The following is a 21982-nucleotide window of genomic DNA, read 5'->3' on the forward strand; positions in this document are numbered from 1 at the left end:
GGGCTTGTCACACCAGTGGAGGCACCGGCATCATGAACCTGCCGGACACCGACACGTCAGGTCGTACACAGACCGACACGTGAGGTCGTCCACCGATACCAGGGCCTGATGCGCGAATGTAAGCACGACGAGCAGGGACGGCTCAGCGTGGGACGCGACTACCGAGTGACGACGTCGGATGCGGTGCGCGCCGGTATCTATGTGCACGGTGCCAGTACCGAACACAGCCATGGACTTTCTGCTGGTCTCCTGTCCAACACTGCAGTCAGATCCGGTGAAATCGCCCAATCCATTCTCAGGAGATGACCATGTACGTCCCCCGGATCTACAAGGCAAGTGATCGGACATGGCTGCGCCGCGTGGTTGCGCAGTACCCTTTTGCGGCTCTGATCTCAAACGGCCCCAAGGCCCCGTACGCCACCCATTTGCCAGTCATCTGTGCTCCCTGCGCCCCTTCAGAGAGCGAGGACTTAGAAGGATCGACACTGTTTGGGCACATGAACCGGGCCAATCCCCACTGGGACTCGCTCGTCGACGGTGCGGATGCCCAACTTATTTTCACCGGGCCTCATGGGTATGTCACCCCAAGTGTCTACCAACGCGATTCTGTAGCACCGACCTGGAACTACGTCTCGGTACATCTCCGAGGAAAGCTGCAACCTGTTGCCGATTTCGAGGAGACGCTCAAGGTCGTTCAATTGACAGTCAGTACGTACGAGCAGAAATTCGGCAGCGGGTGGGAGATGGACAGTTCGCTGGACCACTACCGAAGGATCGGTCCGGCTGTGGGTGCATTCAGTTTTGAGGTGGAATCGGCGGATGGCATGTTCAAGCTCAGCCAGGAGCAGAACCTCGAGACCAGGCGACGGGTGGCGGACCACTTCAGCGCGAACCACGCCGGGCGAGGCAAAGAACTAGCTTCGTTCATGCGGGAGTACAGCCATGGTGACTACAACAACTTCTGATGGGGACATGTCGGACGCACCGACGGAACCCACGGCCCGGGAGCCTTTTGCGCCAAAAGAGCATTCCGTGCCCGCCATTTGTAAACCTTCAATTTCGCACCGGCTCAGCCATTTCGGCCTGGTCTGTTCATCGGTTTACGGATGCAAGCGGAGTTTATAAATTGTGCTACTGCTCTCACGCACCTTGTCCGCCGCCATTCCGACTCGTCGAGCAGGTCAATCGTTCTACCTTCGGAATGAAGTTGGGATTCCGGGGGATTGCTTCCGGACCAAAATCCGGCAAAAGAGCCGACCGGCGAACGTGACCAAGTCGGTGTCATCGCCAGAGAAAGCCAGAAGGTTGGTAATGGATTACGACGTTGTTGTTGTTGGGGCGCGATGTGCCGGCGCTTCGGTGGCACTGCTGTTAGCCAGACAGGGGCGAAGTGTTCTGCTGGTCGATAGGGCCTCCTTTCCGGCGGACACCATGTCCACGTTGTATATCCAGCACCCTGGGGTCGTGAGACTCGCACAGTGGGGGATGCTCGATGATGTTGTGGCCTCCGGTTGTCCGCCTTTGGGCACTATTAGTCACGATGTGGATGGACTGAGTCTGATCGCTGCTACCCCGGCGAAGGACGGTGTTAATGCCGCTTACGCACCACGGCGGTACATACTCGACGATCTACTCATTCGAGCTGCCGTGTCAGCGGGCGCGGAGTTCTCGGATCGGACGTCGGTCCTAGAATTGATTTGGCACGACGAACGCGTCGCCGGAGTTCGCCTCCGGAGTGGAAATTCGACCACATCGGTGTCTGCTCGATTGGTTATTGGGGCCGACGGTATGCGATCAAAGGTCGCGGAACTTGTTCAGGCACCGATCCTCCGATCGGCACCCATAGCAAGCTGCGTGTACTACACCTTCTGGCAAGGCTTGCGAACAGGATTCGGATTCCATGAGCGAGTCGGCCGCTGGATAGCCCGTATTCCAACACATGACGACCTGACAATTGTGGCAGCTTACCTGCCGCAGAGCGAATTCTCGGTCGTTCGGCGGGACCCGCAGAGGGCGTACTTGTCCGCGATCGAATCGACAGCGCCGGATTTATACGAACAAATTATGGCACTCGACCGAGTGGATCGGTGGTGGGGTACGGGGGACCAACGCAACTATTTCCGTAAATCGCACGGTCCGGGCTGGGCATTGACGGGGGATGCGGCTCACCACCTTGACTCGATCAGCGCCCGCGGCATCACCAATGCGCTGATTCAAGCCGACCTGCTCACCGATTCTATTTCCGGGGTGGATGTCGGGAACTCGGTCGCAGTAGATGAGGCGATGGTGCACTTTGCACTGTCGACAGGAGCTGTTCTAGAGGAGCCGTACATGAGTACTCTCGCCCTGGCGAAGCTTCAACCGACGAAGTCCCGGTTGCGCATGCTGCATGCCATTGCCAATTCGCCCGAACTTACATCTCGGTACTTCGGTTTGGTTTCGGGGGCCATCGGGATGCGCGAATTTATGTCGGCCGAGCTCGTCGACTTGTTGTAGCTTGCTGATGAAATATTTCGGGTCTGAATCTAACGCTGAGGGTGGTCACCCGAGTGGTTCGCAAGGAAGTGTTTTGCTGGGCGCTGAAAGGGTTGAGCATTGATCCCGTTGTCTTTTGCGCAGCGTAGGCTGTGGTTTATCCACCAGTTGGAGGGATTGTCGTCAACTTACAATATTCCTCTGGTCTTACGCCTGACTGGTGAGCTCAGTGTTCATTCGCTGGGCAGGGCAATCGGCGATGTCGTGAGTCGACACGAAAGTTTGCGGACTGTTTTCCCCTCCCATGAGGGTGTGCCGGAGCAGCGTGTTCTTGGCTCGGCCGACGCAGACTTCGGCTGGGACGTAGTCGAAGCGTCAGGGTGGTCGACAGACGCGTTGAACGATGCAGTCGCACAGGCAGTGGGATACAAATTCGACCTCAGCTTTGAGATTCCGTTCCGAGCGCAGCTCTTCAGACTATCGGCCGATCAGCATGTATTGGTGCTCCTGATGCATCACATCGCGTCAGACGGCCAGTCCCTCACGCCCCTCGTACGCGACGTCGGGCTGGCGTACAGGGCCCATGTGGGCGTAGAGGTGCCTGCCTGGGTGCCGTTGCCATTGCGATATCGGGATTACACGCTCCGTCAGCGTGAGTCGCTCGGCGACGAGTCCGACCCCGACAGTGCGCTGAGCCGGCACCTCCTTTACTGGAAGAACACGCTAGCCGGATACGAGGGGCGGCTTGAGCTCCCAACCGACCGCCCTTATCCGGTCGTGGCCGACTATCGAGGCAATCGAATCCCCATCGAATGGCCCGTGTCGATGCAAGAGCAGGTGCGACAGTTGGCCCGGGAGCATCGTTCTACCGGCTTCATGGTGATTTCGACGGCGCTGGCGGTGCTGTTGTCCGAACTAAGCGGCACCTCCGATGTCGCTTTCGGTGTTCCAACTACGGGCCGACGTGACGCTGATCTTGCGGAGATGGTCGGTTTCTTCGCCAACACAGTAGTGCTCCGCGTTGATGTGTCTGCCAGTTCGACGTTCCGTCGCCTCTTGCAAAAAGTACGGGACGCGGTTTTGGACGCATTGGCCCACCAGGATGTCCCGTTCGACGCGCTGGTGGATCTCGTCAAACCTGCTCGGTCACAATCGCATCACCCACTGGTCCAGGTCATGCTCGGATGGCAGAACCAGATCTCCACGGAGTTGGACTTGCCGGGGGTGCTGGCAGAGGCGGTACCCACCATTTCTCGACAGGCCCGGATGGACTTGACCTTCAGTCTCCGGGAGCGGTACTCCGAGTTCGGCGAGCCGCAGGGAATCGACGGAGTGGTCGAGTACCGCTCTGATGTCTACGACGCTGCATCGGTCGAGACCATGATCGTCAGGCTTGGGCGAATCATCGCCGAGATGATCGCCGTGATCGACCAGCCAGTCATCTCGATCGACGTACTAGACAGAAACGAACACACTCATCTTGACCGCCTGGGCAATCGTTCTGCGCACTCTCAGACTGCCGCCAGTATATCCATAGCCGAACTGTTTGCAGCACAGGCGAATCGAGCGCCGGAAGCGCACGCCATGGTTTTCGAGGATCAGGTATGGACTTACAGGGAAGTTGACGAGGCCTCCACGCAACTGGCACATCTACTAGCCGTTCGTGGGGTACGCGGAGGAGAAGTTGTTGCTCTCATGCTCCCGCGTTCCAACAAGACAGTAATCGCGATCCTGGCAGTGTTGAAACTGGGCGCAACCTATGTACCCATTGACATCAAGCACCCCGATGAGCGGGTGGCGTTCATCTTGGGCGATGCCGCTCCAGCTGCCCTCGTGACCACTGCCGAACTGACTTGCCGGGTAGACTGTTTTGGTATCGAAGTTGTGGATGTCGACGACGACGCGATTGCCGTGCAGCCGGTTACGGCTCTGCCTGCGCCAGAGGCCGGCCAAGTCGCGTACATCATCTACACCTCCGGTACCACCGGTGTCCCCAAAGGGGTTGCCGTTACCCAGGCGAGCGTCACGCGATTGTTCAGCTCGACGGCTCCGGGGTTCGTGCCGTCCTCAAACCAGGTGTGGTCACTCTTCCACTCCTACGCGTTCGATGTGTCGGTATGGGAGATGTGGGGCGCGCTGCTACACGGTGGCCGACTGGTTGTCGTACCTGGAGAAATTGCCCAGTCCGCCAACGACTTTCATCAACTACTGCGAGACCAGAACGTATCCGTTCTGAGTCAGACACCGTCAGCATTTTATGCTCTGCAGGCAGTCGACATGCGCCGGCCGGGCGAGTCTCGGCTGAGCGGTCTAGAAGCGATTGTCTTCGCAGGCGAAGCTCTCGAACCGTCGAAGTTGCGACCTTGGCTAGATCAGCTGGATTCCTGGCCGCACCTGATCAACATGTACGGCACCACAGAGACCACCGTCCACGCATCGTTCCGGAGGATCGTTTCTTCTGACCTCGACAGCCATGTCAGTCCCGTGGGCGGTCCGCTTGCTGACCTTGCCTTCTTCGTATTGAATACCGGTCTCCGCCGCGTGCCGGTAGGAGTAGTCGGAGAGTTGTATGTGGCAGGTCATGGTGTCGGCCTGGGCTACTTGAAACGCATGGGGCTGACGGCGTCGCGGTTTGTTGCTTCTCCGCTCGGCCCGCCGGGCTCGCGGATGTACCGGACGGGTGACGTAGTGCGGTGGAACCGCGAGGGCGAGCTGGAGTATGTGGGCCGCTCGGACGACCAGGTGAAGATCCGTGGTTTTCGTGTTGAACCGGGTGAGGTCGAGGCTGCTCTTTCCCGTGTCGCGGGGGTGGAGCGCGCCGCGGTCGTGGTGAGGTCTTCGAGTTCGGGCAAGCAGCTGATCGGCTACGTCGTACCTGCGGAGACCGGTCCAAAAGTAAATGGTGCTGTGGTGCGTGGTGATGTGGCCGCGCACCTACCGGAGTACATGGTCCCCACAGTGGTGATGATCGTCGATGACCTACCGCTTACGGTCAACGGCAAGTTAGACAAGCAGGCATTGCCGAATCCAGAGTTCGCAGGCGGATCCTACCGAAATCCGTCGACCTTGGTTGAGGGAATTTTGGCTGAAATCTTTGCGCGTGTGCTGGACCTACCGCGGGTAGGGGTGGACGACTCGTTCTTCGACCTCGGCGGAAATTCGCTATCGGCGATGCGAGTGATCGCGGCCGTGCAGGAGTCGTTTGATTCATCGATCGGCGTGAAGGCGCTCTGGGAAGCCTCAACGGTATCGGGGTTCGCACGGTTGGTGGGTGGATCGCCGGGTGGCGGCGTGGCATGGGTCCCAGTAGCTCGTCCCAAGCGATTGCCGTTGTCGTTCGCTCAGCGTCGGCTGTGGTTCATCCACCAGATGGAAGGGCAGTCGGCGACGTACAACATACCGCTACTGATTCAGATTACCGGTTCTTTGGATGTCTGTGCGCTGCGCGCGGCGATCGCTGATGTTGTGGAGCGGCACGAGAGTCTGCGGACAGTGTTTCCAGCGGTGGCTGGTGTGCCGGAGCAGCGTGTCCTTGCAGCTGAGACTGACTTCGACTGGGACATCATTGACGCCACCACCTGGACGGAACTTCAAATATCCGACGCAGCGCGTGTTCGGGGTCAGCATGCTTTCGACCTAGCCGAAGACCTTCCTTTCCGCGCGGCGCTGTTTGTCGTGTCTGCCACTGACCATCGTCTGGTCGTGGTCATGCACCACATTGCAGTCGACGGGGGGTCACTTCCTCCGCTCCTGCGTGACCTATGGAGCGCCTACGGAGTCCGCGCTGCGGGCGAGTCGCCTTCCTGGTCGCCACTTCCCGTCCAGTACGCCGACTACACGCTTTGGCAACACGCTCTGCTGGGTGACGAAGCGGATTCGCAAAGCGTGCTCGCCGGGCAGTTGAAATTCTGGGAACACGCCCTGAAAGATCTACCCAGCAGGTTGGAGCTTCCCACGGACCGGTCGTACCCGGCGGAGACCGACACGAATGGGGGTCGAGTCGTCGTCGACCTGCCCGCGGATTTCCATGAATTGGCGCAGCGGATCGCGCGGGAACGCAATGCGACGACGTTCATGGTGATGTCGGCGGCGCTTTCGGTGCTGTTGGCGCGTTTGAGCGGGAGCGCGGATGTGGCGTTCGGGGTGCCGACGGCGGGGCGGGGGCGAACCGAGTTTGACGGCATGGTCGGGTTTTTCGTCAACACGCTGGTGTTGCGTACGCGGGTTTCAGCCGAGATGAACTTCGGTGATTTGTTGGAGGAGGTACGGGAGCGGAGCCTGGACGCGTTCGCGAACCAAGATGTGCCGTTCGATGCGCTTGTCGAGCGCCTCAATCCGGTCCGTACGCAGGCTCACCATCCGTTGATCCAAATCCTGTTCGCCTGGCAGAACGACCCGGTCCCCGACATCTCGGTGCCGGGTCTCGACGTGGAGACGGCGTCAGTCGACATCGGAGCCGCTCGAATGGACCTGGCATTCAGCCTGCGCGAGCGGTTCACTGCGGACGGTCAGCCCGATGGGATCAGCGGAATCGTCGAGTACCGCACCGACATCTTCAACGCCGAGACCGTAAAGCGCATGGCGGCTCGGTGGCAGCAGCTATTGATTGCGATGGCGGCGGGCCCGGATCGTCCTTTGGCTTCGTTCGACATCCTGGGTGAGGATGAGCTGACGCAGCTGGACGTACTGGGTAACAGGTCGGCTGTGACGGAGTCCGTTGCTGGCGTGTCGATTCCGGAGTTGTTCGCCGAGCAGGTGAGGGTGCGGCCGGACGTCATAGCGGTGGTGTTCGAGGGTCGGTCGTGGACGTATCAGGAGTTGGACGACACATCGACGCAGTTGGCTCATTTGTTGGCTGGGCGTGGGGTGGGAGTAGAGGACGTTGTTGCACTGTTGCTGCCACGTTCGGAACACACTGTGATAGCCATACTTTCGGTGCTGAAGCTGGGTTCTGCTTACTTGCCGATCGACATCAACACCCCTGACGAGCGCCTGGCATTCGTTCTACAAGACGCTGCGCCGGCCGCGATTTTGACCACGGTGAGCCTCGCTGGTCGCGTCAGTAAGTCCGGGGTCCCACTGATAGATGTCGAGGATCCCAAGGTCGCTGAACAGCCGACGACGACGTTGCCGGTGCCGAATGCTGACCTCCTCGCGTACATCATCTACACCTCAGGAACGACAGGCACACCCAAAGGCGTCTCGGTCACCCACCGCGGCGTCAATGACCTCATCGCTACCCACATCGCGCGCCTCGCCAATGTCGAGGACCCGACCACCGGCACTCTGGAACCCCACCACCACGTATGGACGCTGTTCCATTCATACGCATTCGACTTCGCGGTCTGGGAGATGTGCGGCGCGCTTCTGCACGGGGGACGGCTGGTCGTGGTTCCCGAAGAGGTTGCCTACTCTCCTTCCGATTTCCATAACCTGCTCGTAAACGAAGAAGTAACGGTGCTGACCCAGACACCGTCGGCGTTGGCACGGCTGTCTCCCGAGGGGCTACCGTCGATCGCGCTACTTCTACTCGGGGGAGAGACGTGCCCAGCCCAGCTAATCGAGCGATGGGTGACGCCTGAGCGAGCCGTGATCAATGCTTATGGCCCGACCGAGTGCACCGTCTACGTTTCGATGACCGAACCGCTAGTCCCTACAGGGGCAGTGCCGATCGGTGCCGCTGGCTCCGGCACTGCGTTGTTTGTGTTGGATTCCGGTTTGCGGCGGGTTCCGATCGGTGTGGTTGGTGAGTTGTATGTCGCGGGGCGGGGTGTGGCACGCGGTTATGTGCGACGGCCGGGCTTGACGGCATCGCGATTCGTCGCGTGTCCGCTCGGCCCTTTGGGTTCGCGGATGTATCGCACCGGCGATCTGGTTCGTTGGAATCACGACGGCGAGCTGGAGTATGTGGGTCGCTCTGACGATCAGGTGAAGATTCGTGGTTACCGCATCGAAATCGGTGAGATCGAATCGGTGCTCCGGACGGCCCCCGGAGTAGGACAGGCTGCGGTCGTCGTCCATGAGGACCACCCAGGGTACAAACGGCTGATCGGCTACGTCGTTCCCCACACAGACTGGGCGGGCGAGTTGGATGGCAACCAATTGCGCCGCTTGACCGACGCGTGGCTGCCCGAATATATGTCGCTTGCGGCGGTCGTGGTCCTCGATGCATTGCCCATGACGAGTAACGGCAAGCTTGACAAAAAGAGGCTTCCGGTACCTCAACTAGGACAATCGAACCAATACCGAGCACCGACTACTCCACTCGAGGAGAGCCTGGTTGACATCTACGCGCGCGTACTGAATGTGGAGAAAGTTGGAGTCGACGATTCGTTCTTCGATCTAGGCGGCGACAGCATCTCGTCCATTCAGGTGGTGTCCCGGGCCCGGCAAGTCGGTTTGTACTGCAAGCCCCGCGACATCCTGGTGGAGCGAACCGTGGCACGACTTGCCCACGCTCTCCAGCTCTCGGTCCCGGAGCAGTCTCTCCTTCGGCCGGCTGAGGCTGGGCCCGTCACGGCAACGCCGATCATGCGGTGGCTGGCATCTCTCACGGCACCGACAGACGAGTTCAACCAAACCATGTTGTTCCAGGGGCCGCAGCAGGCGAAGTACAGCGACGTGGTGTTGTTACTACAGGCATTGGTCGATCGGCACGCCATGCTCCGGTTGCAGGTGGACAACGCCCCGACTGAGGACGCGGACAACTGCATCGTCCTACCAACAGGCTCGATCAGCGCAGCCGACTGTGTAACCCCCGTCGTGGACTTCTCCGATACCACGTTTGCCAATGCCTTGAGCCGTCTTGACCCGCGTCGAGGAGCCATGGTGCATGGGCTGTGGGCTGAGCGCACCCGCCAGCTGTTGCTCATCGTCCACCACCTCGCGGTCGACGCGGTCTCCTGGGGAATCATCCAAAGGGATCTCGCAACGGGTTGGCGCTGCCTCACCGAGCGGCGAGAAATTACCCTGGATGCCAGCGGCACCTCGTTCCGTGAGTGGTCAACGATGTTGGCGCAGTACGCTGCCGAGCGGAAAGTCACTGACCAGCTTCCGCATTGGCAGCGCATTGAAGCCGTTGCCACCCTGCTGCCCAGCCCGCACCCGACTCCTGGTATCTGGCGCGATGTGGAGCATCTGTCGGTCAGCATCGACACGGAGCTAACCGAAGTGCTGGTAACCGACGTGACTGCGGCTCTGCACATCAACGTTCAGGATCTGCTGCTCATCGCACTCGGTTCTGCCCTCGCTGAACAGCACCAGCACTTCGACGTCCCTTTCCGCATCGACGTGGAGAGCCACGGACGTCGCGATGAAATCGGCAGTGGGATCGATTTGACCAACACCGTCGGATGGTTCACCGCAAAGCACCCGGTCGCTTTGAACGTCGTACCCATGGACCGTGACACTGTTCTGACCGGGGGCTCGGACATGGGTATCTGGATAAAGGACGCCAAGGAACAGCTGCGTGCCCACCCCGACGGAATCACCTACGGTCTTCTCAAGTATCTAGGCACCAACAATCTGTCTGGCGTAGATCCCGCCATCGGCTTCAACTACCTCGGCCGGCGCAGCGTGAGCCAGCTCGACGCACCCCTCGAAGATTGGCGGATCCTCGGACCGACTGAATCGCCTGATGCTCGACGCTTTGGTTCCCGCTCGATGCTGTTGCCGCACACAGTCGGCATCAATGCAGCCGTGCTAGCCGAAGGTTCGCAGTCAGAACTACACGTGTCCTGGAGTTGGACGAGCACACAGGTGGATCGCTCCTATATCACCGAGCTGTACGCGCGCTGGTATGACGTTCTAGCTGGAATTGCGGCGTACGTGCAGAACGGCGGCGGAGGACTGACTCCCTCCGACGTCCTGCCGGCGGTGGTCAATCAGCGGCAGATCGATCAACTCGCACAAATCGTGGAACCAGCAGACCTTCTCCCGCTGACTCCGCTTCAAACCGGGCTGCTTTTCCATCGCCGTTCCGGCAGTAATGAACCCGTAGAGCTGTACACCGTGCAACTGGGTATCGAGATTGCTGGCGTACTCGACGTGCCGCGCTTGCGCGAGGCCGCTCATACAGTCGTCGGACGCCACCCCAACCTAATGGCTCGGTTCGTCTCCGAGGGTTTCCCCGAGCCGGTGCAGATCATTCCGACACGCCCAGACATACCGTGGACGGTAGTTAACGGCTACGAGTGCGATCAGAGGCTGCTGGATGCAGAGCTCGCCGCCTGCGGCAACCTCGTAGATGAGGCACCGCTACGGATTCTCCTTCATCAGACTGGGACGAATAAGCACACGCTGGTGCTATCCGTCCATCACATCGTGGTGGACGGTTGGTCAATCCAGATTCTGCTCAAAGAGATGTTCGCCGTCTACGAACGGGAGACTCTGGCACCCGCGCCCACCTTCCGAAATTACGTCGAGTGGCTATCCGCCCAGGACTGGAGCGCGGCGCGGCGGCATTGGCAGAAGCTGCTGGCGGGACTTCAAACGCCGACCTTGTTAGATCCAGGAGATCGCTTCACTGATGCGCGATCGCTGTTGCGAGTCGACCTCCCTATCGACGTCACGCGTTCTGTTGAGCAGTTGGCTCGCTCGCAAAACACGACCATGAACATCGTGCTACAGGCCGCCTGGGGCCGTCTGCTGGGCGCATTGACTGGCAGCGGAGACGTCGTCTTCGGCACTACCGTATCGGGGCGGCCAGCAGAACTGTTCGGCAGCGAGTCGGCGGTGGGCATGTTCATCAACACCGTCCCGGTAAGAGCATCCCTGACCGCGACGACGACCACGGCTGAACTGATCGGCATGCTGCGGGACGACTACCACGATGGGCTAGACCACCAGTTCGTGGCCCTGGCCGATATCCAGCGCGCCGCGGGACATCAACAACTGTTCGACACCCTCTTCGTCTACGAGAACTACCCACTGAGGATGTCCGGCGGGCAGCTCGAGACAAACGGACTGAGCGTACGCATAGCCTCAAGTCGCGAGTTCACTCACTATCCAATCGCCTTACAGATCTGGCCCGGTCCACAGCTGAGGGTGCGGCTGGAATACCGCATGGCGGTCCTCGACGAGCGGTTGGCCAAGCAAATCCTGGTATGGCTCCAGACACTATTGATTGCGATGGCGGCGGGCCCGGATCGTCCTTTGGCTTCGTTCGACATCCTGGGTGAGGATGAGCTGACGCAGCTGGACGTACTGGGTAACAGGTCGGCTGTGACGGAGTCCGTTGCTGGCGTGTCGATTCCGGAGTTGTTCGCCGAGCAGGTGAGGGTGCGGCCGGACGTCATAGCGGTGGTGTTCGAGGGTCGGTCGTGGACGTATCAGGAGTTGGACGACACATCGACGCAGTTGGCTCATTTGTTGGCTGGGCGTGGGGTGGGAGTAGAGGACGTTGTTGCACTGTTGCTGCCACGTTCGGAACACACTGTGATAGCCATACTTTCGGTGCTGAAGCTGGGTTCTGCTTACTTGCCGATCGACATCAACACCCCTGACGAGCGCCTGGCATTCGTTCTACAAGACGCCAAACCAGCAGCAATAGTGACAACGGTAGCGCAATTGCACCGGGTCGATGAGAGCAAAGTGGCAGTCGTGACCCTCGGGGGCAGGGTCACCGTCGAACCTCCCACTGTCACCTTTCCATTCCCCCATCCAGAACTGACGGCCTATGTCATCTACACCTCAGGAACGACAGGCACACCCAAAGGCGTCTCGGTCACCCACCAGAACGTGACGCAACTGTTCACCAGACCCGCACGGACGTCCGAATTGTCGCCAGGACAGGTGTGGTCGATGTTCCATTCGTACTCGTTCGATGTGTCGGTGTGGGAGATGTGGGGCGCTCTGCTGCACGGTGGCCGCTTAGTCATAGCCTCTGAGGACACGGCCAACTCTGCCACCGACTTTCATGACCTACTTGTGAACGAAAGTGTTTCGGTTCTGACCCAGACCCCGTCCGCCCTCGGCCGGCTGTCACCGCAGCGGCTGAGCGCATTGAGGACCATTTTTGTGGGGGGTGAGGCGTGCTCGCCCGAACTTGTCGATCGGTGGGCTTCAGGCCGAGAAATGATCAACTCCTACGGTCCTACCGAAAGCACCGTTTACGCCTCTATGAGTGCGCCCATGAAGCCTGGTCATGGAGCTCCTATCGGTACGCCGGTGCCGGGTGATGCGTTGTTTGTGTTGGATTCCGGTTTGCGGCGGGTTCCGATCGGTGTGGTTGGTGAGTTGTATGTCGCGGGGCGGGGTGTGGCACGCGGTTATGTGCGACGGCCGGGCTTGACGGCATCGCGATTCGTCGCGTGTCCGCTCGGCCCTTTGGGTTCGCGGATGTATCGCACCGGCGATCTGGTTCGTTGGAATCACGACGGCGAGCTGGAGTATGTGGGTCGCTCTGACGATCAGGTGAAGATTCGTGGTTACCGCATCGAAATCGGTGAAGTGGAAGCAACACTCGCTGCCTTGACCGGAGTGGAGCGTGCGGCAGTGGTGGCCCGTGATACCGATACCGGCAAGCAGTTGATTGGCTACGTCGTACCTACCGAGGTGTCTGCGGGAATCGATGGTGGGGCGCTGCGCGAACGAGTTGCCGCGCGATTGCCTGCGTACATGGTTCCGGCCGTGGTGATGGTCATCGACGAGTTGCCGTTAACTGTCAACGGCAAGCTGGACAAATGGGCGTTGCCCGAGCCGCAATTCGCCAGCGGCGTTCACAGAGCGCCGTCATCTCCGGTTGAAGAAATTATCTCCGGCATTTTCACGAAGGTTCTCGACCTGCCGCGAGTCAGCGTGGACGACTCCTTCTTCGACCTGGGCGGCAACTCGCTCTCTGCGATGCGTGTCGTAGCCGCCGTGCAGGAAACCTTCGACTGTGAAATCAGCGTCCGTGCACTCATGGAAGCCCCCACCGTAGCGGGCCTGAGCAAACAACTCTTCAACTGGTCCAGTTCCGACGAGATACCTCAGGTCGTGAAGTTGTGCCGAGGGCCAGGGCGTCCACTTTTCTGCATACACCCTGGTGGGGGCGTCAGCTGGGCGTACCGCGCCTTGGGAAGCATCGTGCAGCGCCCAATATTCGCTATTCAGCAAACCGTCGACGGCGAACGTCCGCGTACGGTCCGCGAAATGGCCGGCGAGTATGCCGACCTCGTCCAGTCAGTCCAGCCCGATGGGCCCTACGACCTGCTGGGATGGTCCTTCGGTGGTGTCGTCGCCCACCAGATGGCTACCGTGCTGGAACGGAGAGGGGCGCACGTACGTCGGCTAATACTGTTGGACGCAGCTCTAGTAGAACCCGGTACGACACGCTCGCCAGACGCGGATTTCAATGAGACCGACGTCCTGCGGCATTTCGTGTCCAAGAACGTCGACCTGCCCGATCTGAAAGAATTGACCTCTTACGAGCAGGCCACGGAATGGCTGGAAACTCATTCGTCACTCGGCGCAGCTATTCCGCCAGCTTGGATGATCAGCCACGTCGTTCGCAATCTCCGATTCAATTCTGACCTCTGGCACGGCCACACACCGGACCTATTCGGGGGCGGCGCTGTGGTGTTCCAGGGAAGCGATCACGAACGCGATCCAGGTTATTCAAGAGACTGGACACGTTTTATCGCTCGTCCAGTCACGGAGATCGCAGTGGAGTGCGAACACAACGACATGTTGAGTCCCGATGCGTTGGACGCCTACGGCGACCGGCTGCGTGCAGAACTGGAAGGCGACGATTATGAGTAAACCAGGCGAGTTTCCTTATGAGGCAGGTATTCATCCCAAGGGCTATGTGTCTAGGCCATGGACGATCAGGCAATTGGCTGGGCTTGGCGACGGCGTAGACACCAATAGGCGGTTCCATTATCTCCTCGACCAAGGCGAGACAGGTCTTTCGTTGGCTTTCGACCTGCCCACCCAGCTCGGACTCGACCCGGACGATCCAACGGCTGCCGGTGAGGTCGGTCGCGCCGGGGTCTCGGTGTCCACCGTCGACGACTTGGCCGCAGTGTTCGACGGAATACCGCTGGATCAGGTGTCAGTCTCTTTCACCATCAATGCGACCGCACCGATGATCTTGGCCCTATGGATCGTGGTTGCCGAAGAATCAGGCGTCAACCCTGCGCTATTACGTGGCACTTTGCAGAACGAAATGCTGAAAGAGCACGCGGCTCGCAAGGCGTTCGTGTTCGACTTGGACGACAGCTTCCGCTTCTCGTTAGACGTTATCGAGTACTGCATACGCAACTTGCCCAAGGTCAATCCGGTATCGATCTCGGGTGGACACGCCCGTGAAGCCGGTGCGAGCCGAGCAATGGAAGTGGCGCTCGGCATCGCTGATGCGGAGACGTACTTGCAAGGGATGCTGGAGCGGGGGTTTACCGTCGACGAGGTCGCACCCCGGCTCAGCTTCATCTTTGGGACCCATATGGAGGTTCTTGCCGAGGCGGCCAAGTTCCGTGTCCTACGCAGGATGTATGCCCGCCGCATGGTGGACCTCTTCGGCGCTGCTGACGCGAAGTCGAGCCGCATGCGTGTTCAGGTCAATACTTTCGGCTCCGCTCTCGCCGCCTCCGAACCGCTCAACAACATCGCGCGTACGACCATTCAGGCCGTAGCGGCCGTCCTCGGCGGGGTGCAGTCTCTGCATGTGTGCGGCTTCGACGAGGCCGAACAAACGCCTGGGCAGCTATCGGCACGCATTGCGCTGAGGATTCAGCAGATCATCTTGAAGGAAACCGATCTAGCCAGATACGTCGACCCCCTCGGCGGGTCCGAGGCAATAGCTCGCATCGCCGATGAAATCGAAGCAGAGGCTACGGGGTGGCTAGATGACATCGCTGCCCATGGTGGCTTGTTGGACTGTCTGCGCAGTGGCTGGCTGGAATCGCGCATTGACGACATGGCCTACGCCACCCGCGGCCCCGTCGTCGGCGTCGTCGAAGCCGAGAGTTCCGAAGAAGAGGAGTGGCTCACTGAAAGGCAACTGCGTTCGGGTGTCGTACCGGGCCGCCGCCGTCCCTTCGAGCGCGGGGTTTGTAGCGCAGAACTACGTGCTGTGACCGATGACGTGGCCGCGGGCCGCAATGTCATGAATTCGATGATCGCAGCAGCACGGGCTCGGGCCAGCATCGGCCAAATGCAACGGGCGGTGGCAGAAGGGCTCGAATCGAAATGACCGCATCTAACCGGAGCAGCAGCAGTCCGGGTCAATCCCGTACCCAAACACACTCAAGGGTGCAGCCAACTGACCACTCGGATGGGGAGCAGAGAAATATGAGCAAACAACGGATGGCTACCACTATTACGAGTTTCTGGGAACGGGCTCTCGGCGAAGAAAATCTCACGCTCGATGACAATTTCTTCGATTTGGGCGGTGATTCGCTCACGGCCGCGAAAATCCTTGCCCTTATCCAGCGGGAGTATGGGCTGCAAGCGGAATTGCATCTAATTTTTAACAACCCCACCATCGAAGAATTCGTGGAGGCCGTTGATGAAGAACTAGCAGGGGTAGCGCCGCGGGGAGAAGATGCATGACCGCCCCAAAATTCAAGTCACTGTGGGGAGGTCCGGCGACACCCGATTGTCACTTAACTGGATTTGTTCGCCGTGTCACCCACGATCCGGGGCGTACGGCTGTAGTCGACGCCGATCGTTCGTACACCTACGGAGAACTGGCAGCTTGGGCGCAAACGGTGTCGTCCAACTTGACGCTGGCCGGCGTGAACGTAGGAGACCGGGTTGCGGTATCGCTTCCGCGAGGCGCGGGTGCAGTCGCTGCATTACTCGGGGTGCTGCTGCATGGAGCGACGTACGTCCCGTTGGACCCCGAGTACCCCGTGGAACGGATTCAGTTCATGGTGGATGACTGCGCACCTCGCGCCCTAATCGCCACCACGCGATCACGTGTGAACCACCACGCCCCGCTGGTCGACATCGGGCTGCCCCCCGGAGTAACCCAACCGATCGACCTGCGCGCCGTCGCGTGCGATGCCGCACTTCCGGTCTACATCATCTACACATCCGGATCGACCGGCTGGCCGAAGGGCGTAGCGCTGAACCATCTCTGCATCGACACAATGGTCGATTGGCAAACATCCCACTCACCCCACCCCGAACTACGCACCGCACAGTTCGCCCCGCTAAATTTCGACGTCTCGTTCCAGGAGATATTGGGCACGCTGTGCGGCGGCGGCACGCTTGCGATCATGCCGGAGAAGCTACGCCGTGAACCAGCCCAATTGCTTCGATGGCTCTCCGATCAACGAATCGAGCGGCTGTTCGTCCCATTCGTTGCGTTGCAGATGCTGGCAGTGACGGCCCAGCGGGACATGCTGGCGCAACTGTGCTTGGTCGAGGTAAATACCGCCGGTGAGCAAGTAGTGTGCTCGGAAGATATTCGCGCAATGTTCGCATGTATGCCCGGCTGCCGGCTGGTCAACCACTACGGACAAAGCGAATCCGCCATGGTGACCTCGCACATCCTGGGGCCCGATCCGTATGCCTGGCCCAATCTGCCACCAATCGGCGAACCCCTGCCGGGATGCGAACTACTCATCGCGCCGGAAGTTCCAGAAACTCCGAACATCGGAGAGCTTCTCGTATCCGGAAATCCATTGTCGGATGGATATCTGGGGCGTCCCGAGCTGACAGTGGAGCGCTACGTCAGCATCCTTCCCTCACCAGCCGGTAACACCCGAGCCTTCCGTACCGGTGACCTGGTGGAGCTGACAGACAGCGGCTTGCGCTTCCTATCCCGAATGGACAGCCAGATCAAAGTGCGGGGAATCCGCGTTGATCTCCTAGAAATCGATGCGCAGTTGCTAACAGCTCCCGACTTCGCTGCAGCGGCGACGGTCATGGTGGTGACTAAGTCCGGCCATGCCAGCCTGCGCGCCGCAGTAGTCCTTCGTGAGGGCTGCACCGGCCCAGTCGAGGCCAACGCTCTTAAGCGACTACGCAAGGTACTGCCCGAGGTTTCGGTCCCTGTTTCGGTGACGGAACTGCCCGAACTGCCCAGGACCCCCAGCGGGAAGGTTAATCGTGAGAGAGTCGCTGAGCTCATCGCAGATGACTGCCGGCGGCGTCGCCGACACAGTCAGGGCGGTGACGAATGACCACAATCCTGCACGATAGGCCCGCCGATGCGGGCCAATACGCACTCTGGGCCGAAGCCACGATTGATCCCTCGATTAGTGGCGGCGGATATTTCGTGGCGACCTTTCGCGGTGTACTTGACGAGCATCACCTCGAGGCCGCTGCGCGCGCCGTGCTTGAACGACACGAGCCGCTGCGGTCGGTGCTGCGGCTTGTGCGGGGACAGTTGCGCCAGTGCGTCCTGCCGGCACTTGAGGCATGTTCTTTCGAGCGCGCCACTATCCCATGCGAAGACGGCTCCGAGTCGGCGGCGGTCCGAGAATGGTGCAAGCAGCGCGAACAGGACAAGCGCTGGGACCTAGCCACCGAGGCACCAATTCGTTTCCAACTTCTAACCCATGCTCCCAACCGCTGCTCGATGGTCTTCGAGGCTCATCACGCCGGCTTTGACGGGCGCAGCAAGTTTATTGTCGCCCGCGATTTCTCGAACTATCTGGGGAAACTGAGAATCGGCCATCAAGTGAATCCGACGCCGCTGGCCGCGCCCAGTACGCCCGTTGCCACGGAGGCAGTCACCGCGGAGGCCATCGAATTTTGGCGTACTGCTATCGACAAACGGATGCCCTTGACACTTCCCGAGGGCGGCCGTCTGGGGCAGCGGTCCATTGCTGCCTCGCCGACAATCGAACTGGAGCCCTCAGCGGTTGCCGCCCTTCGCGCGATCGCTCAAAACCTGCAGGTGAGCACATTCACGATGCTTTTCGCAGCGCTCACTCGACAAATGACGGCTTACGACAACATTGATCCGGTGTTGTCTGTGGCTTCGGACGTCAGTGACGAACACACCGGACATTTCGCCGGCTTGCAAACCAACGTGGTCCCCGTATCCATCGAAACCTCCCGCCAGATGGCGACGGAAAAATCCGTTGCCTCGGCCCGCCGGGCGCTCACACACTTGGCTCGCTATCGCCGCGTCCCGTTCGTGGACCTGGTGTCCGGTGTGCCCGGCAGACCCCTCGCTCGGCTCAGTACTGAGCTCGGCCTGTCATTTCCCCGTCCGCCAGCCCAACTTGACCTGGAAATCCCCGGCCTACGTTCGGAGTGGGAGTTTTTCACGCCAAACACAAACGCTGCTTTGGCCAGAACGCTGCAGATCCGTGCGCACTGGCCGCAGTGCCGGGTGCGGCTCGACTATCGCCAGGATCTGATGGGTGCAGCGGAAGCAGAAATATTTCTTGCCGATTTTCGCACTGCTGTCACAGATCTCGCTTCAGACCGAGAAACATCCTTGGTCAGCTCTACGAGCAAAGTCCGGCCCCGAGCAGCCGGCGCGGGGACCCCGTACATCTGTGCTGGCGTCCGCGCGGGGACACTATGTAACGACGACGCTCCCCACCCTCCGCGCTTGATGCCATCGGACGGTGTGAGATTCACCGTGCGTGGCCGGTCGGAACAGTTACTGCCCTGTTGTATAGCGGGCACGATCTGGGTTCATCTCGCCGACGGCCGCGAGGTTTGCACCGACGACTGTGGGTACGTCGCGGCAGACGGCGAGATGCGACACCTAGGACCTCGGGAGGGTCGGTGGATCCGCACCCGAAGCCTCATTGATGCCTCCGCAGTCGCCCGCGTCGCCCGAACCCACACTTGGGTACGAGAGGCGGAAGTGCAGCTGGTGAGGGGCCGTACCGACACCGCGGTGCTCAGTGTGTCTGGACCAACTCGCAATGTCCCGAGCGCACGAGAAATCCGAGCACATCTGCGGACTTTTCTGCACGCCAGTGATCTGCCTGGACGTATCAAAATCACCTGTACCGACACCCTACCGACGAACAAGGATGACAATGAACGAACTCTCTGAAGCTGTAATCGCGGGTGCCTCTCCGGACGTACTTGAGAGCCTTCCCGTCCCACCTGAATACAACGCCGCCTACCTAGATGTAGAAGACATCCAGATTTTCGCCGGCGTCGAGGACAAAGACGTTCGAAAGTCGATTCACCTCGGCAGTGTGCCCATGCCGGAACTTGCTCCTGATGAGGTGTTGGTCGCTGTTATGGCAGCGGCGATGAACTACAACACAATCTGGTCCGCTACCTTCGAGCCGATCCCCACTTTCAACTTCCTGCGGCACTACGCAAAACAGGGCGGCTGGGCCTCTCGTCACGACCAGCCGTACCACGTACTGGGGTCGGACGCAGCCGGGGTGATCGTGCGCGTCGGGGCCGGTGTGCGCAAGTGGAAGGTCGGGGACCATGTCGCCGTAGGGACGGCTCATGTCGATGACCAGGAACCGCTCACCCATCACGACGGCATGCTCGGCCACGAGCAGCGAGCATGGGGGTTTGAGACAAACTTCGGAGGCCTCGCTGACTATGCGGTCGTCCGCGCGAGTCAATTACTACCCAAGGCAGCGCACCTCACCTGGGAAGAGGCTGCCAGCAACCCATTGTGCGCGGGAACGGCCTACCGGATGCTCGTCAGCGAGCGCGGTGCCAACATGCGTCAAGGCGATGTAGTCCTCATTTGGGGCGCGGCGGGTGGCCTCGGTGGCTACGCCGTGCAATTCGTCCGCAACGGCGGCGGCATACCAATCGGCATAGTCAGCTCGGACGCAAAAGCCGAGGTCGCCCGCAAGCTTGGCTGTGAGCTGGTCATCGATCGGCGCGAGATCGGTGAGATTTCCGCTGACCCGGACGCCACCGTCGCGGCAGGAAAACTGCTGGGCAAGATCATCAGGCGAGAGATCGGAGAGGATCCGAACATCGTCTTCGAGCACGTTGGCCGCGAGACCTTCGGCCTCTCGGTATTCGTGGCCCGCCGCGGCGGCACAATCGTCACCTGTGGATCGAGCACGGGTTACCAACACACGTTCGACAACCGCTACTTGTGGATGCGCCTGAAAAGAATAGTAGGCAGCCACGGGGCGAATTTGTACGAGCAGTGGCAGACGAACCGCCTCATCCAGCGCGGCCAAGTGCAACCTATGTTGTCTGAAGTGCACCCGTTTCAAGAGACACCAGAAGCCGCACGCAGGATTCAACTAAACGAGCACCTCGGCAAAGTTGGCATACTTTGCCTAGCACCCTCGAGTGGGCTCGGTGTCACCGACGTCGACCTGCGTTCCCGGATCGGCGAGGCGCGGATCACACCGCTGGTGACGGCATGACAGCTCCGAACCCGAGCTTCGACGCAGGAAAGGCCGAAGGCCGCGTGCATCGTGTCCGAGTGGTGGTTGCCAAACCTGGGCTGGATGGCCACGATCGCGGTGCCAAAGTGGTGGCGCGCGCACTTCGTGATGCCGGCATGGAAGTTATCTACACCGGATTGCGTCAGACACCCGAGCAAATCGTCCGCACCACTTTGGAAGAGGGTGCCGACGCTGTCGGTCTGTCACTGCTATCGGGCGCTCACATGGAACTGGTACCCCGCGTAATCGAGCTGTTGGCCGAGAATAACGCGATGGAGATACCCATCTTCTGTGGCGGCGTCATTCCACCTGGAGACGCACGCAAGCTCGCTGAAATGGGAGTGCTCCGGGTCTTTACCTCTCGGGATTCCCTTCAGGAGATCACCCGTTGGGCACAAACGAACCTACATCCGCTCAAGGAGACGGAGTGACGAGGCACCAGAACTGTCAGACCTTGGAGTCTGCACGGCAAGGCAATATCAGGGCGCTGGCGCAACTAATGACTCGCGCGGAGAACTACGCCATCACTGAGGTTGACGTCATCTCTCCGGCTGCACCGGACCACCCCCGAACCGCCTGTACGGTGATTGGCTTGACAGGTCCTCCTGGTGTCGGAAAGTCGACGTTGATTTCATGTCTTATCGCCGAGTACCGCAAGCGGGGTCAGCGCGTGGCAGTGCTCTGCTTTGATCCGTCATCGCCGATAACCGGCGGTGCGCTCCTCGGTGACCGCATCCGTATGCAGGAGCACTCAGATGATCCCGGAGTTTTCATTCGGTCAGTGTCCAGTCGTGGCCATCTCGGAGGACTTTCGGCCACGGCCAGGACAATGATCGCGATCCTGTCTGAGATCGAATTTGACAGGATCTTGATCGAGACGGTCGGAACCGGGCAGTCAGAGGTGGAAATCGCATCAATCGCGGACGACACCATCGTTGTTCTAGCGCCTGGAGCAGGTGACGGCATCCAAATGGCCAAGGCTGGTGTTCTGGAAATCGCCGACCTCTACGTCGTAAACAAGGCAGATCAGAACGGAGTCCACGCAGTACTTCGCGAACTCCAGGCCGTGATCGAGCTTGGTCAACGCGACGTCCCCATTGTGACGACTACCGCCAGCCGTCAAGAAGGGGCCGCCGAGGTAGTTAGAGCCCTTGAGGCCAAGCGAAAATCTCCTATGACGTAGAGCTGGAGCAGATCGTTCCTCCAGTCATTACCTCTGCCGCGCT

10 protein-coding genes are annotated in these 21982 nt (G+C 60.1%); all 10 read left to right on the top strand.

What is annotated here, in order from left to right:
- Positions 1 to 302: 302 nt before the first annotated feature.
- The 10 genes from CH249_RS07880 (at position 303) to meaB (ending at position 21939) form a co-directional block, all read left to right on the top strand.
- Positions 303 to 965 carry an FMN-binding negative transcriptional regulator gene (locus CH249_RS07880; protein WP_202902192.1) on the top strand — a complete coding sequence of 221 codons (663 nt, stop codon included), beginning with the start codon at positions 303 to 305 and terminating at the stop codon, positions 963 to 965.
- Between the two features lie 346 nt (positions 966 to 1311).
- A complete protein-coding gene (locus CH249_RS07885) occupies positions 1312 to 2496 on the top strand; it encodes an NAD(P)/FAD-dependent oxidoreductase (RefSeq protein ID WP_015586168.1) in 1185 nt (394 codons plus the stop codon).
- Positions 2497 to 2604: 108 nt separating this feature from the next.
- Positions 2605 to 14217, top strand: coding sequence for a non-ribosomal peptide synthetase (locus CH249_RS07890; RefSeq protein ID WP_254923896.1), 11613 nt, complete (start codon positions 2605 to 2607; stop codon positions 14215 to 14217).
- Positions 14186 to 15649 carry a methylmalonyl-CoA mutase family protein gene (locus tag CH249_RS07895; RefSeq protein WP_032364855.1) on the top strand — a complete coding sequence of 488 codons (1464 nt, stop codon included), beginning with the start codon at positions 14186 to 14188 and terminating at the stop codon, positions 15647 to 15649. The genes CH249_RS07890 and CH249_RS07895 overlap by 32 nt, the downstream gene beginning before the upstream one ends.
- A 98-nt stretch (positions 15650 to 15747) precedes the next feature.
- Positions 15748 to 16008: a phosphopantetheine-binding protein gene (locus CH249_RS07900; RefSeq protein ID WP_032382025.1), complete on the top strand. Its 261-nt coding sequence runs from the start codon at positions 15748 to 15750 to the stop codon at positions 16006 to 16008.
- Positions 16005 to 17588, top strand: coding sequence for an AMP-binding protein (locus tag CH249_RS07905; protein WP_015586172.1), 1584 nt, complete (start codon positions 16005 to 16007; stop codon positions 17586 to 17588). Before CH249_RS07900 ends, CH249_RS07905 begins: the two co-directional genes overlap by 4 nt.
- On the top strand, positions 17585 to 19429 hold the full coding sequence (locus tag CH249_RS07910) for a condensation domain-containing protein (RefSeq protein WP_094682967.1): 1845 nt from the start codon (positions 17585 to 17587) through the stop codon (positions 19427 to 19429). Before CH249_RS07905 ends, CH249_RS07910 begins: the two co-directional genes overlap by 4 nt.
- Positions 19413 to 20735, top strand: coding sequence for a crotonyl-CoA carboxylase/reductase (gene ccrA, locus CH249_RS07915; protein WP_015586174.1), 1323 nt, complete (start codon positions 19413 to 19415; stop codon positions 20733 to 20735). Before CH249_RS07910 ends, ccrA begins: the two co-directional genes overlap by 17 nt.
- Complete coding sequence (locus CH249_RS07920) at positions 20732 to 21187, top strand: cobalamin B12-binding domain-containing protein (RefSeq protein ID WP_015586175.1); 456 nt, start codon at positions 20732 to 20734, stop codon at positions 21185 to 21187. The genes ccrA and CH249_RS07920 overlap by 4 nt, the downstream gene beginning before the upstream one ends.
- Positions 21184 to 21939, top strand: coding sequence for a methylmalonyl Co-A mutase-associated GTPase MeaB (gene meaB / locus CH249_RS07925; RefSeq protein ID WP_015586176.1), 756 nt, complete (start codon positions 21184 to 21186; stop codon positions 21937 to 21939). The genes CH249_RS07920 and meaB overlap by 4 nt, the downstream gene beginning before the upstream one ends.
- The last annotated feature ends 43 nt before the right edge of the window (positions 21940 to 21982 follow it).

Origin of the sequence: Rhodococcus sp. 05-2255-3B1, assembly GCF_002258545.1 — a bacterium.
Lineage (GTDB): Bacteria > Actinomycetota > Actinomycetes > Mycobacteriales > Mycobacteriaceae > Rhodococcoides.